The sequence below is a fragment of the Candidatus Binatia bacterium genome (genome assembly GCA_029248525.1).
Classification (GTDB): Bacteria; Desulfobacterota; Binatia; order UBA12015; family UBA12015; genus UBA12015.
The window spans coordinates 613,431-634,194 of the sequence record JAQWJE010000049.1 but is presented as its reverse complement, the minus strand read 5'-3'; the positions used below and the strand labels follow the sequence as shown (position 1 = coordinate 634,194).

Annotated in this window: 19 protein-coding genes; 7 read left to right on the top strand and 12 right to left on the bottom strand. The window is 59.8% G+C overall.

Annotation, left to right across the window (positions count from 1 at the left end; genetic code table 11):
* Positions 1–33: 33 nt before the first annotated feature.
* Together P8K07_15310 and kdsB are read right to left on the bottom strand one after the other, a co-directional pair.
* Positions 34–1,710, bottom strand: a complete 1,677-nt coding sequence (locus tag P8K07_15310; GenBank protein ID MDG1959891.1) for a CTP synthase — start codon at positions 1,708–1,710, stop codon at positions 34–36.
* 28 nt (positions 1,711–1,738) lie between these two features.
* On the bottom strand, positions 1,739–2,476 hold the full coding sequence (kdsB, locus tag P8K07_15305; GenBank protein ID MDG1959890.1) for a 3-deoxy-manno-octulosonate cytidylyltransferase: 738 nt from the start codon (positions 2,474–2,476) through the stop codon (positions 1,739–1,741).
* A 638-nt stretch (positions 2,477–3,114) separates the two neighbouring features.
* Between kdsB and P8K07_15300 the strand changes: the two genes are divergently transcribed.
* Complete coding sequence (locus P8K07_15300) at positions 3,115–4,332, top strand: hypothetical protein (GenBank protein ID MDG1959889.1); 1,218 nt, start codon at positions 3,115–3,117, stop codon at positions 4,330–4,332.
* Positions 4,332–5,189: a prolipoprotein diacylglyceryl transferase gene (locus P8K07_15295; GenBank protein MDG1959888.1), complete on the top strand. Its 858-nt coding sequence runs from the start codon at positions 4,332–4,334 to the stop codon at positions 5,187–5,189. Before P8K07_15300 ends, P8K07_15295 begins: the two co-directional genes overlap by 1 nt.
* Here P8K07_15295 and P8K07_15290 read toward each other — a convergent pair.
* The gene (locus tag P8K07_15290) at positions 5,114–6,088 is read right to left on the bottom strand and encodes a transglycosylase SLT domain-containing protein (protein ID MDG1959887.1); all 975 of its coding nucleotides are present in this window, start codon (positions 6,086–6,088) and stop codon (positions 5,114–5,116) included. The genes P8K07_15295 and P8K07_15290 overlap by 76 nt on opposite strands.
* 203 nt (positions 6,089–6,291) lie before the next feature.
* Entirely contained in the window at positions 6,292–7,044 is a 753-nt protein-coding gene (locus P8K07_15285; protein ID MDG1959886.1) for a hotdog domain-containing protein, read from the bottom strand.
* A 118-nt stretch (positions 7,045–7,162) separates the two neighbouring features.
* On the opposite strand from P8K07_15285, the gene P8K07_15280 reads away from it, so the two are divergent.
* The gene (locus P8K07_15280) at positions 7,163–7,642 is read left to right on the top strand and encodes a nuclear transport factor 2 family protein (protein MDG1959885.1); all 480 of its coding nucleotides are present in this window, start codon (positions 7,163–7,165) and stop codon (positions 7,640–7,642) included.
* Positions 7,643–7,671: 29 nt separating this feature from the next.
* Here P8K07_15280 and P8K07_15275 read toward each other — a convergent pair whose 3' ends face one another.
* Positions 7,672–8,475 (bottom strand): TatD family hydrolase, encoded by an 804-nt coding sequence (locus P8K07_15275; GenBank protein MDG1959884.1) that lies wholly within the window; start codon positions 8,473–8,475, stop codon positions 7,672–7,674.
* Between the two features lie 78 nt (positions 8,476–8,553).
* On the opposite strand from P8K07_15275, the gene P8K07_15270 reads away from it, so the two are divergent.
* Entirely contained in the window at positions 8,554–9,768 is a 1,215-nt protein-coding gene (locus P8K07_15270) for an amidohydrolase family protein (GenBank protein MDG1959883.1), read from the top strand.
* Positions 9,769–9,777: 9 nt separating this feature from the next.
* Positions 9,778–10,452: a G/U mismatch-specific DNA glycosylase gene (gene mug / locus P8K07_15265; GenBank protein MDG1959882.1), complete on the top strand. Its 675-nt coding sequence runs from the start codon at positions 9,778–9,780 to the stop codon at positions 10,450–10,452.
* Positions 10,453–10,553: 101 nt separating this feature from the next.
* Here mug and P8K07_15260 read toward each other — a convergent pair whose 3' ends face one another.
* Positions 10,554–11,756, bottom strand: coding sequence for an MFS transporter (locus tag P8K07_15260; protein MDG1959881.1), 1,203 nt, complete (start codon positions 11,754–11,756; stop codon positions 10,554–10,556).
* Positions 11,757–11,766: 10 nt separating this feature from the next.
* Positions 11,767–12,735 (bottom strand): cytochrome c, encoded by a 969-nt coding sequence (locus P8K07_15255; protein ID MDG1959880.1) that lies wholly within the window; start codon positions 12,733–12,735, stop codon positions 11,767–11,769.
* A gap of 24 nt (positions 12,736–12,759) precedes the next feature.
* Between P8K07_15255 and P8K07_15250 the strand changes: the two genes are divergently transcribed.
* A complete protein-coding gene (locus P8K07_15250; GenBank protein ID MDG1959879.1) occupies positions 12,760–13,482 on the top strand; it encodes a hypothetical protein in 723 nt (240 codons plus the stop codon).
* Here the strand turns inward: P8K07_15250 and P8K07_15245 are convergent.
* Genes P8K07_15245 through P8K07_15235 form a run of 3 tightly spaced genes read right to left on the bottom strand, consistent with a single transcriptional unit; the run spans position 13,431 to position 17,184 of the window.
* Positions 13,431–15,260 (bottom strand): creatininase family protein, encoded by a 1,830-nt coding sequence (locus P8K07_15245; protein MDG1959878.1) that lies wholly within the window; start codon positions 15,258–15,260, stop codon positions 13,431–13,433. The genes P8K07_15250 and P8K07_15245 overlap by 52 nt on opposite strands.
* Complete coding sequence (locus P8K07_15240; protein ID MDG1959877.1) at positions 15,257–16,348, bottom strand: GTP cyclohydrolase II; 1,092 nt, start codon at positions 16,346–16,348, stop codon at positions 15,257–15,259. Before P8K07_15240 ends, P8K07_15245 begins: the two co-directional genes overlap by 4 nt.
* Entirely contained in the window at positions 16,348–17,184 is an 837-nt protein-coding gene (locus tag P8K07_15235; GenBank protein MDG1959876.1) for a cytochrome c, read from the bottom strand. Before P8K07_15235 ends, P8K07_15240 begins: the two co-directional genes overlap by 1 nt.
* A 143-nt stretch (positions 17,185–17,327) precedes the next feature.
* On the opposite strand from P8K07_15235, the gene P8K07_15230 reads away from it, so the two are divergent.
* Positions 17,328–18,734: an amidase gene (locus tag P8K07_15230; protein MDG1959875.1), complete on the top strand. Its 1,407-nt coding sequence runs from the start codon at positions 17,328–17,330 to the stop codon at positions 18,732–18,734.
* Between the two features lie 22 nt (positions 18,735–18,756).
* Here the strand turns inward: P8K07_15230 and P8K07_15225 are convergent, their stop codons facing one another.
* Positions 18,757–19,881, bottom strand: a complete 1,125-nt coding sequence (locus P8K07_15225; GenBank protein ID MDG1959874.1) for an LLM class flavin-dependent oxidoreductase — start codon at positions 19,879–19,881, stop codon at positions 18,757–18,759.
* Between the two features lies 1 nt (position 19,882).
* Positions 19,883–20,644, bottom strand: coding sequence for an SDR family NAD(P)-dependent oxidoreductase (locus tag P8K07_15220; protein ID MDG1959873.1), 762 nt, complete (start codon positions 20,642–20,644; stop codon positions 19,883–19,885).
* Between the last annotated feature and the right edge of the window lie 120 nt (positions 20,645–20,764).

Below are 20,764 nucleotides of genomic sequence, written 5' to 3'. Positions count from 1 at the left end.
CAGAAGCGGCGCCCGATCAACTAGCCATTCGGCTCAGTTCGATTTACCGGCAGCCACACTATTGAGCAGGAGAGGCTGATGGCCCGGCGCACGCGTCTTGTAGTCGATCGCCGCCCGGATGAAGCTCTTGAACAAGGGGTGGGGGTCGAGGGGACGGGACTTGAATTCAGGGTGGAATTGACTGGCGAAAAACCAGGGATGATCCGGAATTTCGACGGCCTCGACGAGGTGACCATCCGGAGACAATCCGGAAAATACCAAACCGGCTGTTTCCAACTGCTCTCGATAAGCGTTGTTGAACTCATAGCGATGCCGATGACGCTCGCTGACCTTCTTGCGACCGTAGGTTCGGGCGGCCAGCGATCCAGGTTTCAGCGCGCAGGGATATGCTCCCAAACGCATCGTCCCGCCTTTTTCAGCGACATCCTTCTGCTCATCCATGAGATGGACCACCGGGTGCGCCGTCTCCTCCGCGACTTCGATCGAATTCGCCCCTTCCAGTCCGCAGACATTCCGCGCGAATTCGATCACCGCCATCTGCATACCGAAACAAATCCCGAAAAATGGGATGCCGCGTTCGCGCGCGTACTGGACAGTGGCAATCTTGCCTTCCGTACCGCGCGGTCCGAAGCCCATCGGCACCATCACCGCATCCGTACCCTCAAGAGCACTCTCGATAGCATTCGGGTCGAGTTGCTCGGAATCGATATGCGAAATCTCGACCCCGCATTCGTTGGCGATCCCGCCGTGAACCAAAGCCTCGTTCAGGCTTTTGTAGGAATCGGTCAGATCCGTGTACTTGCCGACCATCGCGATCTTCACGGCTTGGTCAGCACCCTTCACCGTTGCGACCAGCTTCTGCCATGGCTTCAGATTCGGCGCAGCGGTCCAGATATTGAGTTTTTCGACGATGCGCTCATCGAGGCCTTCCTCATGGAAACGCAGCGGCACCTCGTAAATCGATTTCACATCCTGCGCCATGATCACGGCTTTTTCCTCAACATTGCAGAAGTGAGCGATTTTGCGCTTGATGCCGGGATCGATCTCGACGCTTGTGCGGCAAAGAAGAAGGTCGGGCTGGATACCCAATCCCGTCAATTCCTTGACGCTATGCTGCGTAGGCTTGGTCTTGACCTCCCCCGCCGAGGGAAGGAAGGGGACGAGGGTCAAATGGACATACAGGGTCTCTTCCTTGCCCTTGTCCCAACGGAATTGTCGAATCGCCTCGAGAAAGGGAAGGCTCTCGATATCACCGACGGTGCCGCCGATCTCGCAGATCGCGATATCGTAGCCCTTGGCGCCCACTTCCAGCCGACGCTTGATCTCGTCGGTCACATGGGGGATCACCTGCACCGTTCCGCCGAGGTACTCCCCGCGGCGCTCTTTTTCGATGACCGAGGAGTAGATGCGGCCGCTGGTGAAATTATTCACAGCGCCCATGCGGGTTGTGATGTACCGCTCGTAATGGCCGAGGTCGAGATCGGTCTCGCAACCATCGTCGGTGACGAAAACTTCCCCGTGCTGAAACGGACTCATCGTACCGGGGTCCACGTTGATATAGGGGTCCATCTTGATCACGGTGACCCGCAGTCCGCGGGCCTCGAGGAGGGCACCGATCGAAGCCGACGCCAACCCCTTTCCGAGAGAAGAGACAACGCCCCCGGTGATGAAGATGAATTTCGTCTGCCTTTTTTGTCCGCGATCTGCCATCGATGTCTCGTTTCCGCCCGCGTCCGGGTCATCCACCACTGGAACCCAGGAGTATGCGTACCCGATCCAGATCTTCTTGTGTATCTACCTCAACCATCGATTCGACAGAATCGACAATCGCGACTCGTATTTTTCGCCCGTGTTCCAGGACGCGCAACTGCTCCAACTTTTCCGACTGCTCCAAAGGCGTTGGCGCCAGTGAGGCAAATTCCTGAAGGAATTCGCGTCGATAGGCGTAAAGGCCTATGTGCTTGCGACACGCAACTTCACCCGAAGGAATTGGCTGACGGGAGAAATACAGCGCATTCCCTTCACAGTCCGAGACGACCTTGACCACCTGCGGCCGCTCCTCGTCTCCCGCCGCCATAGACGTCGCCAGAGTGGACATCACGGCCGGTGCCGTGTCCGATCGGCCGCCTTGCTCCAAGGCATCCAGCGCCGCCTCGACCCAGGACGGATCCAGTAACGGGAGATCACCCTGAACATTGACGATCACATCCGATCGAAGGGTCGCCGCTACCTCCGCAACCCGGTCTGTCCCCGAGGTATGGGCGGGATTTGTCAATACGGCCCGGCCACCGGCCTGGGCGACCACCCCACGGATCTCTTCGTCGTCGGTCGCCACAATCACTTCCCCGACCCCGCGAGATTTGATGGCCTGCTGCCAGACGCGGACCACCATCGGGATCCCCACGATCTCCGCGAGAGCCTTCCGAGGCAATCGCGTCGATCCCAGACGGGCAGGTATGATGACAGTCGCTGACAATAGAGAGTCTTCCGGGTTCTGCCCTGTTTCCGGCGAACCCGCGGAGACTTCCTGCCCCGATCCGCGCATCGCAGATCTCTGCCGAAAGACGTCCGTGGAACCACCTCCCTCTCAGGGGAAACAAAAACGGACCACGGAACGCTGTTGTAGTCCAACCGAGGGTTGTGTCAACGGACCCGGCCAGCGATTCCGCATAGAACTGAATTTCGGGAGGTTTTTCTGGCGGCAGCTTGAGCGACCTTCCCCTGCAACCTTTCGCTCCACGTTGAAACAAGCCCATTCATCATCGGCTCAGGACCCCGACTTGCCGCCCGCGAGCACGGCCCCCCGACGGCACGAGTCCTGCATCTACCCGAGCCATGCACCACGGATACAACACCGGGCTCCGCCCGGAATCCGCTAGGCCCCACCCGGATCGATCCACTCGAACTTCGAGTGCACAAAATCCTGGCCCGCCGACTCGTGGCCTGCGGGTGCGTGGCCTGCGGGTGCGTGGCCTGCGGGTGCGTGGCCTGCGGATATCCGGCTTACGGGATCCGAGGTCCCGGATTCTTCTGTTCCGGGCCCTGCCGCATTTTGCTGCTGCGCTGCCGAAAAGTCTGCACTCCGTAGGGGGTGCCCCAACCAGGAGGATTTCAATGCTCGAAACCGAAAAACCCATGCAGCACCGCCAAAGCGACTGCCCGAATCACCGCCCGAATCACCGCCCGAATCACTCCCCGAATCACTCCCCGAATCACTCCCCAAACCTTGGAGGCGATCCCGTCGGCGAGTCGGAATATGACTCGTTTACGATTACGACGATGGCTCGCTCCGGCGGAAGAACGCGATCCAGGTCAGAGCCCAAAGCGGGATCACGATGGAAAAATCAGCCCGGCAGCATACGGAATATCCCCGGCAAGAAAAAGTGCCTCGGAGTCCTCGCCATTCTGGCACTCCTGATCGGACTGCAGGCAGCCGTCCCCAACGAGGCATCTGCACTCTGCGGATGCGCCTACGGCGGGGTTCCGATCATCGAAACGGCTCGCATGAAAGGAAACGATCTGGCGATGGTCAGCGGCCGTTGCGCAAAGCCTCTCGGCGCGGTTCAGGTCTTTGCGCGCCAGCGCTTTTTTTCAAAACGGAGCAGTCTCGAAAAACCTCATAAACCACTCCCCACCAAGTGCATCAACAATTGTGATTGGCTCTATCTTGGCGAGACTCGCGCCGATGATCGAGGCGGGTTTTCCCTCTCCGAACTCGACAGTTCGCTCTCGACGCAGCTGATCACCAGCCGCCCCGGCAGCGGATCCGAATATGGCATGCTTACGGACCTCCGGGTCCGCACTCGCGACGAGCGCACAGGCCTCTGGAGCCGCTTTACCGAGCCCCCCGAACTCGGCTCCTTCCGCGTTGAATGGAATGGCCAGGAAGGACGGACTGCGTTCATCGAAACACGCGTCCGCAATGCGCAATGGATGCATGCCTCCATCGCCGACGGGCCCGACGATGGCGATGGATTTGAAACCATTCTCGACGTGGATCAGGACACGCCCAATTTTTGGCTCGAATTACGACCAGACGACGCCGTCGTCGCTTATACGGCCAACACCGCGTGCAACGGCCCTCATGCGTCCAGTTGCCGTCTCGGATGGCTAATCCAACAGGCGCCAACCATCTACGTGAATGCCCCTCTCCTCGGACGATCCGCAGAGTTTCCTTTCGTCCTCGGGGTGACATCGGCCATGCGGCCGGGTGCGATGTTTCTGGCCACCTACAGGAGCCGCGATCGAGATATGGCCGACGTCCTCATCGATGTGGACGTCGACGTTGACGTCGATATCGACTTTGGAATCGATTTTTTGAGTATCTTCTGATGGGCACCAGCCCCTACGCGATTGCCTGGGGGAGCGCCGCCGTATTCTTTGCGATCGGCGGCGCCCTCCTCCTTCACGCGAGATGTCGGGAGCTGGGCCGCCCATCCCATCCACTGCTCTGGGCCGGGCCGAGCTTGGCAGTCCTTCTGGCCCTTGCGGGAGCCAAGCTGCACCCCTTTTTCGGACAAATGAGCCAACTTCCGGAAATCCTGACCGGGCAGCGCGGATTCATGGCGCTCAACCAGTCGGGACAACGCATCGCCGGAGGTCTGGTCCTGGCCGCGGTGTTTTTGGGAATGATCCTGCCGAGGCTTTGCCAACACCGCCTCGATGGATGGTCCATTCTGGACCGGGTAGCGCCTTTGTCCGGGATCGCCATGGCGATCGGACGCTTGGGCTGCCTGATCGCCGGTTGTTGTTTCGGTTCCCTTTGCGACACCTTTTTTTGCCTCGAATATGCGCAAGGGCGTCCCGCGTGGTGGAACCATTTCGCACGCGGACTCGTGCCCGAAGACGCGACCTCAAGCCTCCCGGTCCACCCTCTCCCTTTCTATCTGGTCGCCGTTGGTCTCCTCGCAACGACGGTCGCCCGATACGCGCTTCAACGAGGCGCAAAGGACGGAGTATCTTTTCTGCTTTTTGTGGCGATATTCTGCGGCGGCCGACTGGCCGTCGAATCCTTTCGGGAAACCATCTTGCTGGTGGAGATTCCTCTCCAGCAGCAGATCGACCGGTCATTGCTCTTCGGGTCGCTCGTCGGAATTTTCTGGCAGCAGCACCGTCAACGAGGAGGAGCCCCCGACACCCAGGCGTCCAGCAACGAAGGCTCATCGAGTCCAGGAATTCCCAACGCCTGAACCTCCTGAGCACGAGAACCCTCCTCATAACGAGGAAGCGAGCCAAGTTTACCCCAAACTCGATAGGCCAGCGCCGCCGCGAGCACCCGGATCGGGTAGTCTCTGGGTAATTCTTTCAGGTACGGCTGCGCCTGAGCGAAATTGCTTGCTCCGTACTTCTCCATGATGAACTTCAGGCCGCCGTTATGCGGCCCGATATTATACGCCAGAAGCGTCAAGAAAAGATCCCCATTCATCTGCTCCCGGTACTTCGCCAGAGTGGCTGCTGCGAGATAGGCGTTGTGCCTCTGGTTCAAAGGATCCAGTCGAGCCACCTGCAACTTCTCCCGTGCCAGAACTCTGGCGTCCACCGGCACAGACGTAATCTGGAACAGCCCTCGCCCACCGTCACGACTGGGGCGCGGATGGAAACTCGACTCGGTGGCGGCCACGCCCATCAGAATCTCCGGATCTTCGCCAAAGGCGGTCGCGGCTTCCCGAACAGTTGGTTCAAAGACTCGCGACCGCTCGAGAATCATTTCCTGTCCGACCAGATCCATTCGGCGGTAGGCAGCGAAAACTTGGTGGCGGACAACCCGCACCTGCGTCATTCGCTCTCCGGCGAGAACTTCGCGCAAGGCATCCAAAGCCAAAGTCGGCGGCGCAGCCCAAACAAGGCCGCCAAGGCCCAGCAATGCGGCCAGATTCAGACAATCTCGCCAACGCCCGGGAGCCAGGCGGCGGAGCTTCTCCAGAACCAGCACGAGTACGGTGCCGAGGACCGTGATCCCTGCCAAGCTTGCCAAAAGAGCTAGCGGCGATACCGATCCGGCCTGACGCGCCAGAACCGCCAAGCTCGCGGCGGCAACCAAACTCCCCCCGACAAGAATTTCCGCGGCCCGGTAGATCCGGGGGCCCAATCCTCCTCCGGACTTCCGTCCTTTCGCCTTACCCCGACGCGGGGCGCGCTTCTTGCGGGCAGGAGCCTTCCGGGGCTTCGCGCGTTTTCCCGCAGTGCTCTTCCCACCCGCCACGACTGTCCCCCCCGTTGCCAGATCGCCCGCCCCGAGAGCCGTGCTACCCCGCGCCTGCCCGGCCAGCAACTCCCGTGCGCGTGGCGACTCTAGGAATCCTTGTCCGAGGGCTCCGACTGCGCGGCCGTTCCTGCACGTGTCCGCATGGCGCGCTTGTCCACCAGCCCCGCCATCTTGCCCTCACGAAGCGAAATAAAGATGGCCTTCGCCTCCGCGCAAAGGCGATCTCCTTCGTGCAGAGTCCCTCGACAAATGACCTTGCGTCCCTCGATGGACTCGACATGGCTGCGAAAGACCAGAGGGGTGTGGAGCGGTGTCGGCGACCGATAGAGGGTCTCCAATGTTCCGGTCATGCCCGGCTGCCCTGTAAACGTTTGGGTGTAACCAAGAACTTCATCAAAGGCGGCCGCAATACATCCCCCGTGCACACAGCCCGGAGGTCCCTCATAGGCAGACCCGAAAGTCGCCTCTCCTCGAACGCCTTGCTCATCCGACGTGATTACGATCGGAGGAGCGAGCGGATTCGATTGGCCGATGAGTGGCGAGAAATCAAAATGCGCTCCACCCATGGACTTTTTGGCAGCCGCAGGATCTGCAACCGCCGCCTCGGCAAAGCCGTCATAACGATCACGCTGGGGATGGTCGGCCAATCGATCGGCATAGTCCTCCAGGCGGGCCGCTACCACAGCCAATTCTTCTTCGGGGGCATCACTGGTCGTCAGACGCTCGATCACCAATCGCATCGCAGCCGCCAGACGTCGTCGAACCCGCCAAACACCCGTTGCCGGATTATCACGGGGCTCCCAGAGCGCGCGGAACTCTTCGGACTTCAAATCCACCATGGAATTCCTATAGCGTGCCCAGAGCTGAGTAACGAGATTGACGAAGCGCAAGCGACAGGCCACAACCATCGAGACGAAAAAGCATTCCGGGCAGCGATGACGCGACAAGAGGAAAATCATGGGTAAATACACACGCGAAGAAATTCTTGAGGCCTTTCAAAACTATCGGCGGGCGCGGGACATCGCCTCGAAGACAGGGGATTGGAATATCTGGGCCGATCTCTTCACCGAAGACGCCCACTACGTTGAGCACGCCTATGGCGAAATGAATGGACGCGAGACCATCCGCAAATGGATCTGCGGCGTAATGGCTCCCTTTCCGACCATGACGTTCCCGGAAGGCTGGTCCGTCATCGACGAGGAGCGTGGTGCCGTGATCTGGGAAGTCTACAACGCATACCCCGAGCCCTTTCAGGCTGACGGCACACCTTTCCGCTTTCCGAACTGGTCAAGGCTGGTCTACGGGGGCAATGGCCTGTGGCAGTCCGAGGAAGATGTCTACAACCCCGCCAAGGATGCCCCGGAGGTGACCCGCGCGTGGATCAAGGCCGGCGGCAAATTCAAGACGCCCGAGCAAGTGAAGATGGTTCATGGCTAGGCGTCGCCCATGACCGATAGGCCACTGCGTCAGGGTGTCTGACCGAAAAGTTGCTCAAAGTTTTCGGTCAGGCGGGAGATCACGTCTTCGACCGATGTCTCCCACAACTCGCCGGCATAGCTCGCTGTACCAGCGATATCCGCGGGGCCACTCCGCCGCGTGCGATCGGGTGAGAGATAGGGACAATCCGTTTCGAGCAGAATCTTCTCCCGCGGCAGGGTTTCCAGCATCCGCGTGAAACTCTCCGACCGACGCGCATTCGCCGGGATCGACAACCAATGTCCGTGCTCGGCAATTTGGCGGGCAAGCTTCACTTTCCCCCCAAAGCAATGCCAATCGACGCGCTCAGCGCCCATCTCCTTCAGGATTTCAAAGGCACGACGCTCGCGCTTGCGTGTGTGGATAATGATCGCCTTGTCATGCTCCATCGCAATCTCCACGGCCTGGCGAAAGACCGTCTCCTGAGACTCCCAGAGCGCCTCGGGCACCCAATAGCCATCCAAGCCGATCTCCCCGATCGCAAACGCTTCAGCTGCGTGCGCCTGCAACCACTGCAGCCCGTCGGCAGCCGTGCATTCTTCTCCCTCCCGGGGGTAGTCCGTGCCCAGAGCCCGCATTTCCGGCAACACCGCATCTATCGGATAGAATCCGAACGCTGCCTTTATCTGCGGATAGGTTTTCGCAAGTTCCCGAGCGGCTTCGTTGTCTCGCGGGTTCAAACCGTTGACCAAAATCGTCGAAACCCCCACGGATTCCGCCTTGGCCAAAATGGTGTCCAGATCGCCCCGTAATTCCGGATGCGTCAGATGTGCGTGTACGTCAGCGAGGCCCATACCGAAATTTTGCTGATTCCGAGACTTCCTTCAACCCGGAGCTTGCACTGTGTCTCCTCGCGGGGAAGGGATAAGCACATGGTTCAACCCGTCAAACTCGGCATCAAACGACCGGTGAGCAAACCGCTCCCGCCCGACCCGGAGCCTCGTCCGGTTCATTACACACTCATTTCGGTCGACGACCATCTGATGGAACCCAAAAACACCTTCGAAGGACGATTGCCGGAAAAATTCCGACAAGCCGCTCCCCGCGTGATTGAAACCGCTGAAGGTCACGAGGTCTGGATGATCGAGGATCAGCCCTATTTCCAGGTCGGTTTCATGGCCGTGGCCGGTCGGCCACGTGAGGATCACCGGGTCGAGCCTTCCCGATTCGACGAAATTCGTCGCGGCTGCTGGGATATCGATGCGCGAATTGCGGATATGGATATCGGCGGAATCCACGCCTCGGTAAACTTTCCTTCGGGCGTGACTGGATTCGGCGGCACTCTCTTCTCCGAAACCAAGGACCCCGATCTGGGCCTCGCCTGCGTTCGCGCGTGGAACGATTGGCTATTCGAGGAGTGGTACAGCCCCTACCCCGAGAGAATCGTCCCGCTGGGGATCACCTACCTCGCCGATCCGGAAAAAGGTGCTGCAGAGATTCGTCGCAATGCGGCCCGCGGGTTCACGGCCGTGACTCTTCCCGAACAACCTCACAGGCATGGCTATCCCGCCATCTTCGATCCCCACTGGGAACCGCTGATTCGAGCTTGTGCCGAGACGGAAACCGTCATGAACCTGCACGTAGGCTCCTCCGGTTTCGCCGCCATGCCTGCCGGCGCTCCGATGCTGGAACTCGGCGCGACCCTGTTCAACCCGATGGCTGTGACCTCCTGCGCGGAATGGCTCTGGAGCGGCTGGCCTGCGCGCTATCCGGAGCTCAAGATCGCCATGTCCGAGGGCGGCATCGGCTGGGTCGCGGGGTTGATCGATCGGGTCGACAATATCATGGCGCGCTCGGGCTACGGATCTAATTGGCCAGGCGATCTGAGCCCGTCGGACACACTTCGACGTAATTTCTGGTTCTGCATGATCGATGATCCATCCACTCTCTGCACGAAAGAGACCATCGGAGTCGAGAATATTCTTTTCGAGTCGGACTACCCACACGGTGACGGGACGTGGCCCGACACCCAGGAAGTCATGCACAAGCTGCTGGCACCGCTCCCGGATCGCGAGATTCGCATGATCGCCCATGAAAACGCCGCGAGTCTTTATCGACATCCGCTGCCACCTCAACGACTGCCCTGATATTTCCGAATGGATCAACCTTCTGCGGAGGTCCTCGCCGACGCCGCCAACAAATATTGTCGAGATATCATCCGCAAGGATTTGCGAGTTCTGTTTTGCGGCATCAATCCAAGTTTGATGACGGCTGCTGTCGGACATCATTTTGCCCGACCGGGGAATCGATTTTGGAAGACGCTTGCCGGAGCGAAGCTGACGCCGCGGCTTCTCGACCCTGAGGAAGATGGTCTCCTGCCCGGCTTCGGGCTCGGAATCACCAATCTTGTCGACCGCGCGACCCGCGCCGCAGCTGAACTTTCCCCGGACGAATTCGCATCAGGCTGGGAGAACCTGCAGAAGAAAATCCGGCGGTACCGGCCCGAAAATATCGCGTTCCTCGGCATCGGAGCCTACCGTCTCGCATCCGGAGAAGCGAAGGTGCCTCTTGGCCGACAGGAGAACGCCCTCGTCGGGGCCAGAGTTTGGGTTCTACCAAATCCCAGTGGATTGAACGCCCATTACCAACTTCCCGAACTGATCCGACTCTACTCAGAATTGGCTGACGCGGGACTGGCCGACGCCATCGCCCCTGCTGTCGCCGTAGAGGAGGAACAGCGCAGCAGGAGCGAATCCGTCGAAAAACCGGCAAAACCGGTCCAGAAAAAAGGTAAAATGTATGGAAAATGCGGTTTACAGGAGGAGGACTGATAACCGCGTACCGGGATCATAGACGAACCTGAGCCGTCCCGGGAAGAGAAATCGACCGGAAACCGAATTTTAGGTGGAAAATCTATTTTTCTTCAATGTTTTCAGGCCTCCCGATGTCGGAAAACAAGCCAGAACCCGTATCCCAGACAAACGCATGAGGCGAAAAAGATCGCTGGCAACAAGCCGAAGGCACTGCCGAGAGTTCCCAGAAACAGAGCTCCGAAGGGCGACATCCCGGCCCAGGCCACCTGAAAAAGGCTCATGACGCGGCCTCTTTTCGCCTCGTCGACGATCTGCTGGAGCAGCGTCTGCATGCTGGTCATGATCGCGAAATAGAAAAAGCCCGAGATAAACTCGGCCGCGAGCACGACCCAGAGAACCGGCGCAAGGACCAAAAGAAACAGCGCGCAAGCATAGGCCACGAGCAGAAATCCGGCACGCCGAACAGAGGGATGCGGGTCCCGGCCACTGGCCATCGCTCCGGCGAAGGCACCGAGGCCCTGCGCCACGATAATCCATGCGTAGTAAGCTTCGTCTCCGAGAACCCGCAAGGCATAGCTCGGCAAGAGAGCAATATGAGCGACCCCAAACCCTGCCAGGACCGCCGCCGTGAGCAGCGCTGCGACCGCGGGCTTTCTTTCGCGCGCATGCGTCAAACCGCTGCCAAGGCGAGACCACAGGCCACCGCTATCAGCCTCGACGGTGTAGGGACGCAAATTCATGCGAAGCAGAAATCCGATCGAGAGTAACGAGAGGATCGAAAACGCCGCAAAGGAAACTTCAAATTGCCCGGAAGCCAAAAAGGGTGCCGCGAAGATCGGGCCCGCAACTCGCGTGATATTATTCGCTGCCGCCTGAAGGGAGATCGCACTGGGAAGCGCCTCCCGGTCAACCGCATTGGCCGCCACCGCAGAGCCCGCGGGCCCACCCATCGCAAAGCAGACGCCCATCAGCCCGGCGATCCCCAGGATCAGGGGTTCGCTTGCGATCTCGGCATATACCGCACCGGCGAGGATCCCTGTGAGCAGAGCGATCGCAGAGTAACCTGCAATCATGATTGTCTTTCGGTTGAATCTGTCAGCGGCGACGCCCGCGATCGGCGCCAGAAAGAAGGCGGGGACGAAGAGGCAGAAGAAGAGCAGACCCACCATAAAGGGGTCTCCGTCGCTCTTTTCCGCAATCAGCGCCTGGAGAGAAATATGGGAAATCCAGAATCCCGTCTGATTGACGAGAAAGGCCCCGAAGAACATTCGGTAGTCGCGGTCCTGCAGCGCCGCAAACAGGCGGCTTCGAGAATTCATCATAAGGGCCGGCCTACTCCGGCGTGTGGGCGATTGCGGGAATGGACTGAATATACGCAGCAATCGCTTGCAGATCCTCGGGATCTGCCGCGCCATATCCAGGCCCCCCGGCGACGCCATCCACCACGTCTTCCATCAGACCTTGCACGCTATCCATATTCGGGAGCATTCCCATTTCGAGCGAAGCAACAATATCCTCGAGATCCCAATCGCCGATCCCCGTTTGCTTGTCCGGCGTGATATTCGGCACTGTCTCGCCCACATCATCGCCGCCAGCCATATAGAGCCCTGTATTTGAGGTACCGAAAATCGTCCGCGGCGTATGACAATCCCCACAGATCGCGACATGCTCGGTCAAATAACGCCCCCGGTCGGGATGCCCGGGCGGAACGTCCAGCGGAGCCTCGACCGACGGCGCAAAAATGGCCTGCCAAATCCTCCAAACCAACCGCTGTGCCGGAATCGGAGATTCCGCGGGTTGGTTCTTCCGGTCGGCAGGAGCGACCGTGCGCAACCATGCAATCAGGTCGCGCACGTCCTGATCAGACATCCCTGCATAGCGGTAGTACGGCATGGCGGGGGACTCGATCGAGCCGTCCGGCAGAATCCCCGCACGAATCGCCTGCTCAACCTCTCGATCGCTCCAGGCACCGATGCCATGCGTCGGATCGCTGGTGATATTGGTCGAAAAGAACGTCCCGGCAGGGGTTATCAATGCCTTGCCACCCGCAAGCTGGGAACCTGCTTTCTCCGTATGGCAACCGCACCCCCCCGCGAGTGCTGCCACTTTCTCGCCCCGAGTCGCGTTGCCGCCAGCGAAGGACGTCTCTGACGAGGGCGGCGAGCTGCAGGACGCGAGCAGAAGAAAAAAGAACAGACAGGCCAACTGGCAAGCCCCCAAAGAAGCGGGTACCTGTTCTGGCAAGCCCTTCAAATGCTTCGGCGCCGGCCTGGCGTCTTCAATCGAGTCATTCGTTCCCATTTTTTTCAACACAGGTGCTCCAGCATGAACGATAGCCCATTTTTCCAGAACATCTACAAATCGGAGTGGCAGGGGACTTGGGCCCTATGGGTTCTACCTCTGGCCTTCCTAGCCTACCTGCTGTTCTCCACAACCGAGAGAGATCGACGCGCCAGCACGCAGCCGATGACCGCGTTCCTCGGCGGCTGGATGCTTTTCTGGACCGTGGAGACATTGGCGGACTCCTTTGCCACCGGGCCTCTGAGTCGCTGGCTGGGCTGGCAGGGAACCGATATCGGCACTGGCGTCATGCTCTCCTTTGTCTTGCTGGGCGATCTTCGCGTCTTTCAATTGGTCTTCCGCATTGGCCGGCCTGCCGATAGTTTCGGGCGCGCCCTGCGACGAGCAATTCTGTGGACCCTGCTGGTCCCGGTGGTCGCCTACGGAGCCGATACGGGATTGCGGCAATGGCGGCCGGAACTGCCCGAGCAAATGCTGTGGCTCATCTACGAAACATCCTTCTTCGCGGTCGCGCTCTATCTGCGAAACGTCTGGCTCCGATCCCATGCCTCCGGCTCCGGCGACCAGCAGAGACTGCGCGTTATTCTTGCATTTGTCGCCGGGTATTATCTGCTCTGGGCGACCGCAGATATCTTGATCATGGGCTTCGGTATGGACTTCGGCTGGGCGGTTCGTGTGATTCCCAATCAGCTCTACTACGCGTTTTTCGTGCCCTTCGTATGGTGGACACTGGCACGCGATCGATAGAATTTCAGGAGTTCCTCGACCCAACCCGAAAGGTAGCTCTCGGCTCGGATCCCCGCAGCCCTGCGGGGATCGCCGACCACACCCGAGGGAACACGGTCGGCCAGATTCGGGTAAAAGAGTTTTTCCGCGGGCGGAACAAGGTCCAGATGCCCCGGCGCCATTTGGTCTGTCCGAACCGATGCGGCATCGAGTTCGAGCATCATGGAAGTCTCCAGCTCTCCCGCATGCCAGCCGGCCTCGCTTTCCGAAATCCCGGATTGATCCGCCAATGAAACCAACCGCTGCGAGACCTGCTCCGGGATCGAGGCCAACAACAATCGAGCGGGTGCGGCAGCACCCTCAAGCCGTTCCCGATTCCGGACAAGAAAGGCTTCATTCCCGCCATGAGCAGAGAAAATCATGATTTCGGCGGGGGCATGCACTGCCAGAGAGCTCAGGATATCCGCCAGAAACCGGATAAAGTTTTCTTCCCCGATCGAAATTGTTCCGGCAAAAGAAAGATGCTCACTGGCGATCCCGAAAGGAACCGTCGGCAGGCAGAAGGAGCCGGGCAGCCGACGACACAGTCTTTCGCCCAAAGCCTCTGCGATCCGCGTATCCGTTCCCAGCGGGAGATGAGCACCATGTTGTTCCGTCGAGCCGAGCGGTAGGATTATCGCTGTCGGATGGTCAGCCAACCGCCGGGCAACTTCAGGGCTTGCCCAACGGTCCAATCCGGGAAGAGCCAGCTGCCTCGGCGCAGGCGGTGCTGCCGTCTCGCCCCAGTCATATAGGGGTCCGTCCTCGCCCTGACCCGGCCAGGTATCCGTCGACACCCCCCGCACCTTGCGATGGGCCAGCACGGCTCGCGTCCAGAGAACCTCGTGCGAAAAAATCGAGCAGGGGAAATCCAGACCCGAATGAACCTCGCAAACCGATTGGTAGGTGGGGATCATTTCCCGAAGGCGCCGCAAGCCTTCCAACTCCTGGCCCGACGTCGGCTGGGTAAAGACGACCCATTGCCGTGGTCGAGGATATGCTTCCTGAAACGGGCCGTGAGCGACTTCGTCCACACTCAGAATTGGCGGTGCAGGCTGCAGCAGCCCTTCCTGGACCTTGAGCGCAAGATTCCCGAGACAGGCGTCATGAATCCCTGTCCCCAACAAGGAGAGTTCCTGATCAAAAATTTCGCCTCCCGGCCCCTCCCGCTTCGGATCCAGACACGCGACGACCTCCGCAAGAATCTCGTCCAGGGGAATCGAAAACGAAGCGCCGAGGGCATTGGCGAGACGCAGCGCCGTTAAATAACCGGTCACCGGCCCCGTAATCCGGACAAGACTCCCGTACTCCATAGCCCCCATCATCGGAACACGACACAGCCCATTATCCTCGGCTGCAGCCAACCAATCCCGGCGGTTCGGCGAACCGCTCTCCGGATCGTCGGGGTCCACTGAAGTGACCAGGACAATCCCGACTTCTGGCGAAAGAGCGCCGATCACCCGACGCACCGAAGCTGAAAGTCCCTGCGAGAAAACCACCACCGTATCGCCCGGCCCGGGAGCCTCCCCACCAAGAGGGCAGGCATAGGCAGCCACGCCCGCCGACATCAACTGCGCGGCAAGCAGTCGAGCATGCGCCGAGGAACTGCCCAAACCACTACAAAGAATGCGGCGACTGACCAACGCCAGGCTACGCAAATCCGCCACAGGCATTGAAAGTGCTGCTGCCTCCCGCAACGCGCCGGGCAGTTCGGCGAGAGCCGTTGCCAGTCCGGCCGGATCCGCCAGAGGTTTGTTCATCCGGGTCCTGACGAACGCATTGGATGCGACAGATGGAGCTGCATGAGTTCCTCGATCAGGACGCGATCTCCCGGAACCTCCTCCAATGTCGTCAAAAATCCCCGGGCCGGAACAAAACCCACCAGCGCGGAATCTGTGCTCGTGATGCCGGCCCGCGTGGCTTCCCACGAATCCGTCGCGATGGCCTTCTCGGGAAACCGTTGCAGAAGGGGTTCCGGCTGCACATGGAGCAACGGCTTCGCGTTTGCCCCTTCGCGCCAGGCGAGCAGGACTTTGGCCGAACGCTCCTCGAGATCCAGGTAGGCGTAAAGGCGAAACCAGTGAACGGTACTCACCTCGGCCTCACGAACTGGCAGGAGGTAGGATGCGACTCGGACAAAGCGACTCTGCCCGGGGAGGCAATAGGGATCAAAGGCCTCCACCCGCTCCGGCAATACCGCGCCATCGAGCCCAACGGGATCTTCCAGGCCGTGCCCGGACCTCGACTTCGAAGCAAGATAATCACGATTCCAGGGAGAAGCCTCGCCATCCAGCGACTGTGTCCGAGCGACCGGGCGCCCCGAGGAAGAGGCGACGCCGCGAGCTTTCTCGGGGTTGTTGGTCAACAATTCCAGAGGTGCCGCCAGTCCGAGAAGCTCGGCCATCCAGCCCACTTCCTCATAGCTGCGCAGATCATGGGCCAATCCCATCGCCTGATAGGCTTCAAAAGTATCTGTACGATTCCCGCTGGCTTGCACGATCATGCGGTCACGGGCCTTTGCCAGAAAGCCGGCCCCGCGCCCTTCCTGCATCAGATAGAAGACGACGCCACGACCGCGTTTGGCAACCGCCTCGAGAGCGAGGTCCAATTGCTCCACACAATCGCAATCCCGGCCACCATAGCTTTCACTGGTAACGCAGGAGGAATGGACTCGCGCGAGGACGGGCTCCTCGCCGCTCACATCACCCCGCGATAATGCGAGAACGTGTTTCTGGTCCTGAAGACTCCTGGCGATCAGGAGGTCGAAAGTTCCGTATCGCGTCGCCAGGGATCGCTCTCCGAGAACCAGAAGCTGGCCGGAAACCACCGGCAGGTTCCTGACGGGCATCAGGAGCGATCCTTCGGATCGTTTTTACGTTCCTTCATGGCCTGAAAATACGAGATCAGATCCGAGAGATCCGCATCCGTAAGATGAGGGTTGGCCGGCATCTTGGTGTAACGAAATTCTTGCGGGTTCCGAACGAAAACCTTGAGCTGTTCGACATCGCGATACTCGACAATGCTTTGCGGTAGATTCAATTCGGGCCCGACCACACCGCCATCGCCATTGATCGCGTGGCAGGTCAGACAATCTCGAAGAAAAATCTCATGCCCGCGCTGTGCCGGATGGTTGGCCTCGAGGCCGTTCGGAACCGTATGCGGGTAGGCATCGACGACGGACTTCATCTCGATCACCGACAGTTGGTAGGGCCACGGGTAAAGGTGAGGGTCCTGCTGACCGGATTGGTTCCAGATCACATAAAAAGGTCCGGGATCGGTTTTCTCGCGACCGATAGGCGCCCAGGCGACTTCGGGCCAAACCGCCAGACCCGCATCGGCCAGAGCGAGAAAGCCCCCCTCTCGTCGAAGAGTCTCGGCCGTTGCCGATCGCGCATAACCGTCCAATGCCCGGAAAATAATCTCCCGGTCACCCCACGCTTCCGGAGCAGTGCCAAACCCCTCCTCCAGAACACAAGAAAGCGACGTAGCGTAGAACGTCTTCTGCTTCTCGTAATATGGATCCGCCACGGTGATCTGCTCGCGACCACAACGAGAGACAATTTCATCTCGCGAAAACGAGACGATCGTTTCGCCTCCGCGGCGGAAATTCAGAGAATCATCGGGAAGTGCCTCTGCTGTCAACGGAATTGCCAGCGCCAGCATCAGGCATGCGATTTTCTTCATCAGCATTCTTGTCGTAGCGTGAACGACCTCATCCGTCATCCAGTCCGCAAATCTTCCTTTGCATCTGCATGTTTCCCCCCATCCCCTTGCCAGCCTTTCCGCTTGCGGGACAACCCGTGCTAGGACGGCGACCGGAGGGTCATATGCACGATGTTCTGCACAAATCACTGACGGATCTCACACAACTCATCGCTTCCCGCGAGATCTCGGCGGTCGAACTGATGAAAGTGACGCTGAAACGTATCGAAGAAACACAGGATACCCTGCGAGCCTTCTGTCAGGTGGGGGATCCGGATATCCTGCTCGCCGAGGCCGCCAACGCCGATGACCGATTGGCCCGAGGCAAGGGACGCCTTCTGGAGGGAATCCCTCTGGGGGTCAAGGAACTTGAAGATGCACTCGGGTTCCGGTCGACAAATGGATCGATTCCATTTCGTGATGATTTCGCCGAACAGGACTCCGTCCAGGTCGACCGACTCAAGACTGCCGGGGCGATCGTTGTGGGGAAAACCAACGCTCCGGAATTCGGCCATACAGCGATCACGAAAAACCTTCTTTTCGGCGCCTCTCACAATCCCTGGGATCTGGATTGGACACCGGGCGGTTCCAGCGGCGGTTCGTCGGCCGCAATTGCCGGTGGTGTCCTTCCTCTGGCCACCGGCAGCGATGGCGGGGGGTCGATCCGAATCCCTGCATCGTTTACCGGATGCTTTGGCTTGAAGGTCAGCTACGGAAGAATCCCCAACGGCCCGGAGCGCCATTGGATCATGGGCGATACGGCTGTGCATGGCCCACTGACTCGCACCGTCGAAGATGCCGCGCTTCACCTCGATATCGCCGCCGGCGTCCACCCCGCCGACCCCAACTCCCTGCCGCGCCCCGCCCACTCCTACCGCGACATTTTACGCGACCTTCCGCCCAAACTACGGATCGGTTACTCACCGGATCTGGGCTACGCCGTCGTCCAGTCCGACGTTGCCCGCGTCGCCGCCGAAGCCGCGCAGGCCTTCGCCGAACTCGGCCATGATGTCGAGTCGATCATCGACGGCCCCCCCGAGCCAGGACTGGATTGGGGCTTCAGCGGTGCCTTTGAGTTGCTCGGTCGACTCGAACCGCTGCTGGCAGATCATGAACAGGACTTTGGTCGAAACTTCATTCAGGGCGTAAAGACCGGTGCGGGCATGACGCCCAAGGCCTGGAGCGAGATGCGTCTGCGCCGGGAAGAGCTGAATCGCTGGTGTGGCGATATCTTCGAACGTTTCGATCTCCTCCTGACACCGACCGTCCCCTATGATCCGCCTCCTGCACGCGGACCGCTATGGAGAGAGACCGAGGGTCGCAAACAGCCCGCTGCCAACGTTGGCAGCTTCACCATGCCGTTCAATCTCTCCTGGCATCCGGCAGCTACCGTCCGAGCCGGCTTGTCCGATCTGGGGCTTCCTGTCGGTCTGCAAATTGTCGGACCGCGACACCGTGACGATCTGGTCCTGCAGGCAAGTTATGCCTTCGAGCAGGCGCGTCCATGGGCCCATCATTGGCCTGACATCTGAGCTGTTTTCCGCAGGCAACGAATCACATATTTTTGAGACGCTCGGTCAAGGTGGCCATCGAAGCAAAATCGGCAGAACCACGGCCGGTGAAATTCCCTCCCATATTCGCCAGCACGAAATGGCGACAACCGGCGTCCACGAGCGGGGCGACGGCATCGGCAATCTGATCCGGAGAACCGAAATAATATTGCTCCAGAAGCAATTCCGGCGTCATACGCTCCATCGCTGTCTCGACCAACTCACGAGGAGTCGCGGCCGGGACCAACTCGATTTGTCCGGCGAAATCGTCGCCCATCGGATGGTCCAGTCCGTGCTTGCGCCATACGGCGCCCGCGAGGCCCAGTGTATTGTAGGCAACGTAGAGACTTTGCATCGCCTGCTCGATCACGGGACCTCGGTCATCACCCAGAACCAGAAGCATGGTCTGAGTCGCCATGAAGTGTTTCATCGAGCGGCCCGCATCCTCACCTGCTGCGTGGATCACCTGTAGACGCCGCGCATACTCCTCGGCATCCACTGGCTGACCGGGCAACCAGCCATCGCCGTATCGCCCTGTGAGCCCCAGCATGCGGGGTGCGTGGGAGCCGATATAGACCGGGGGCGGACGACCCTCCCAAAGCGGCAAATCAAAAACCGCTCCATCGAGTTGATAGTAGCGACCCGAATACTCGAGCGGCTTTCCCTCGCTCGCAAAAAGTAGTTGCAAGACCTCGAGAGCCTCTTCCAATCGGGCCACTCGCATCCGGGAGGGGAGACCATACGGTTCGGTATTCTCGCGCAGGCCGTTGCCAATCCCCAGAATGGTGCGTCCTTCCGAGAGATGGTCGAGAGTGACGAAGGTCTGGGCCAGCGAAACCGGATGCCGTCGGATTGGTTCAGTGACCGATGTTCCGATCTGCATCGCCGGGAATTTGGCCGCAATATGGGCCATCACAGGGACCGGATCAAAAAGCGCGTCTCCGGAGTGAATCACACCGGCAGCAGCGGTATGCTCCGGCGTCCAAAGCCATTTGGGGGCGAATCCCATAAAATGGTCCGGAAACCAGATCGTGTCGGCACCCATCTGGGCCGCCTGCTGGACGGAAAAATTTGAGACAAAAAATGGCGCCAGACATCCGTCCTGATAGCCAACCGTTACTCCCCGCATCTTATCGCTCCTTACCGCCGCCACCGTCTACCGGGAGCGTCACCGCCGTCAAATAGCGCGCTTCTTCACTCGCGAGAAATACCGCGACTGGCGCAATATCAGCATCACAATCTCCGAAGCGTCGCAGGGGGATCATCGCCGCCTGCGCCGCCGCTACCTTCGGATAGGCCTCCGCCCACCCCGCCATACTTGGAGACAACGCGATCGGGCGGATCATATTCACTCGAATACCGTCGCGTCCCCACTCGAGCGCCAGCGATCGGCTCAGTCCCCGGATTCCTTCTTTCGCTGCAGCATAAACCGCGTTGCCGGCCATTCCCTCACTACCGGCACTCGAAGCGAAGTTGATCACCGAAGCAGATTCGCTCGCCTTCAAGTGCGGATAGGCGGCTCGGCAAATCCGAAACACACTCCCCAGACAGACGTCCATCGTCCGCGCATAAAGCTCTTCGGAAGCATCCGCGACGGTCGGCCCGACCTCGGCCCAGGCTGCCGCGTTGACCACAATATCCAGCCCGCCAAAAGCCTCAACTGTATCAGAGACCATGGCCTCGCAATCCTCGACTCGTCCGACATCACCCGGAAGAGAGAGTCCTCGGCCGCCCAGGTCTTCGAGCGCCGCCGCGGTACTTGCCGCGCCCTCGGGTACCAGATCCGCCACCGCGACCGACGCGCCCTCACGAGCAAAAGCGAGTGCGATCGATTTCCCGATGCCCTGCGCCCCCCCGGTCACCAACGCATTTTTCCCCGTCAATCTCTTCATTCTATGCCCTCCTCCACCAAACCGATCCACGCCGCAACAGCGATTGTCGCTTCATCGTTGACAACCTGCACAGGTCAGGGGAAGTCTCAAACCGGTCAATCGATTGAATACCGAGGAGAG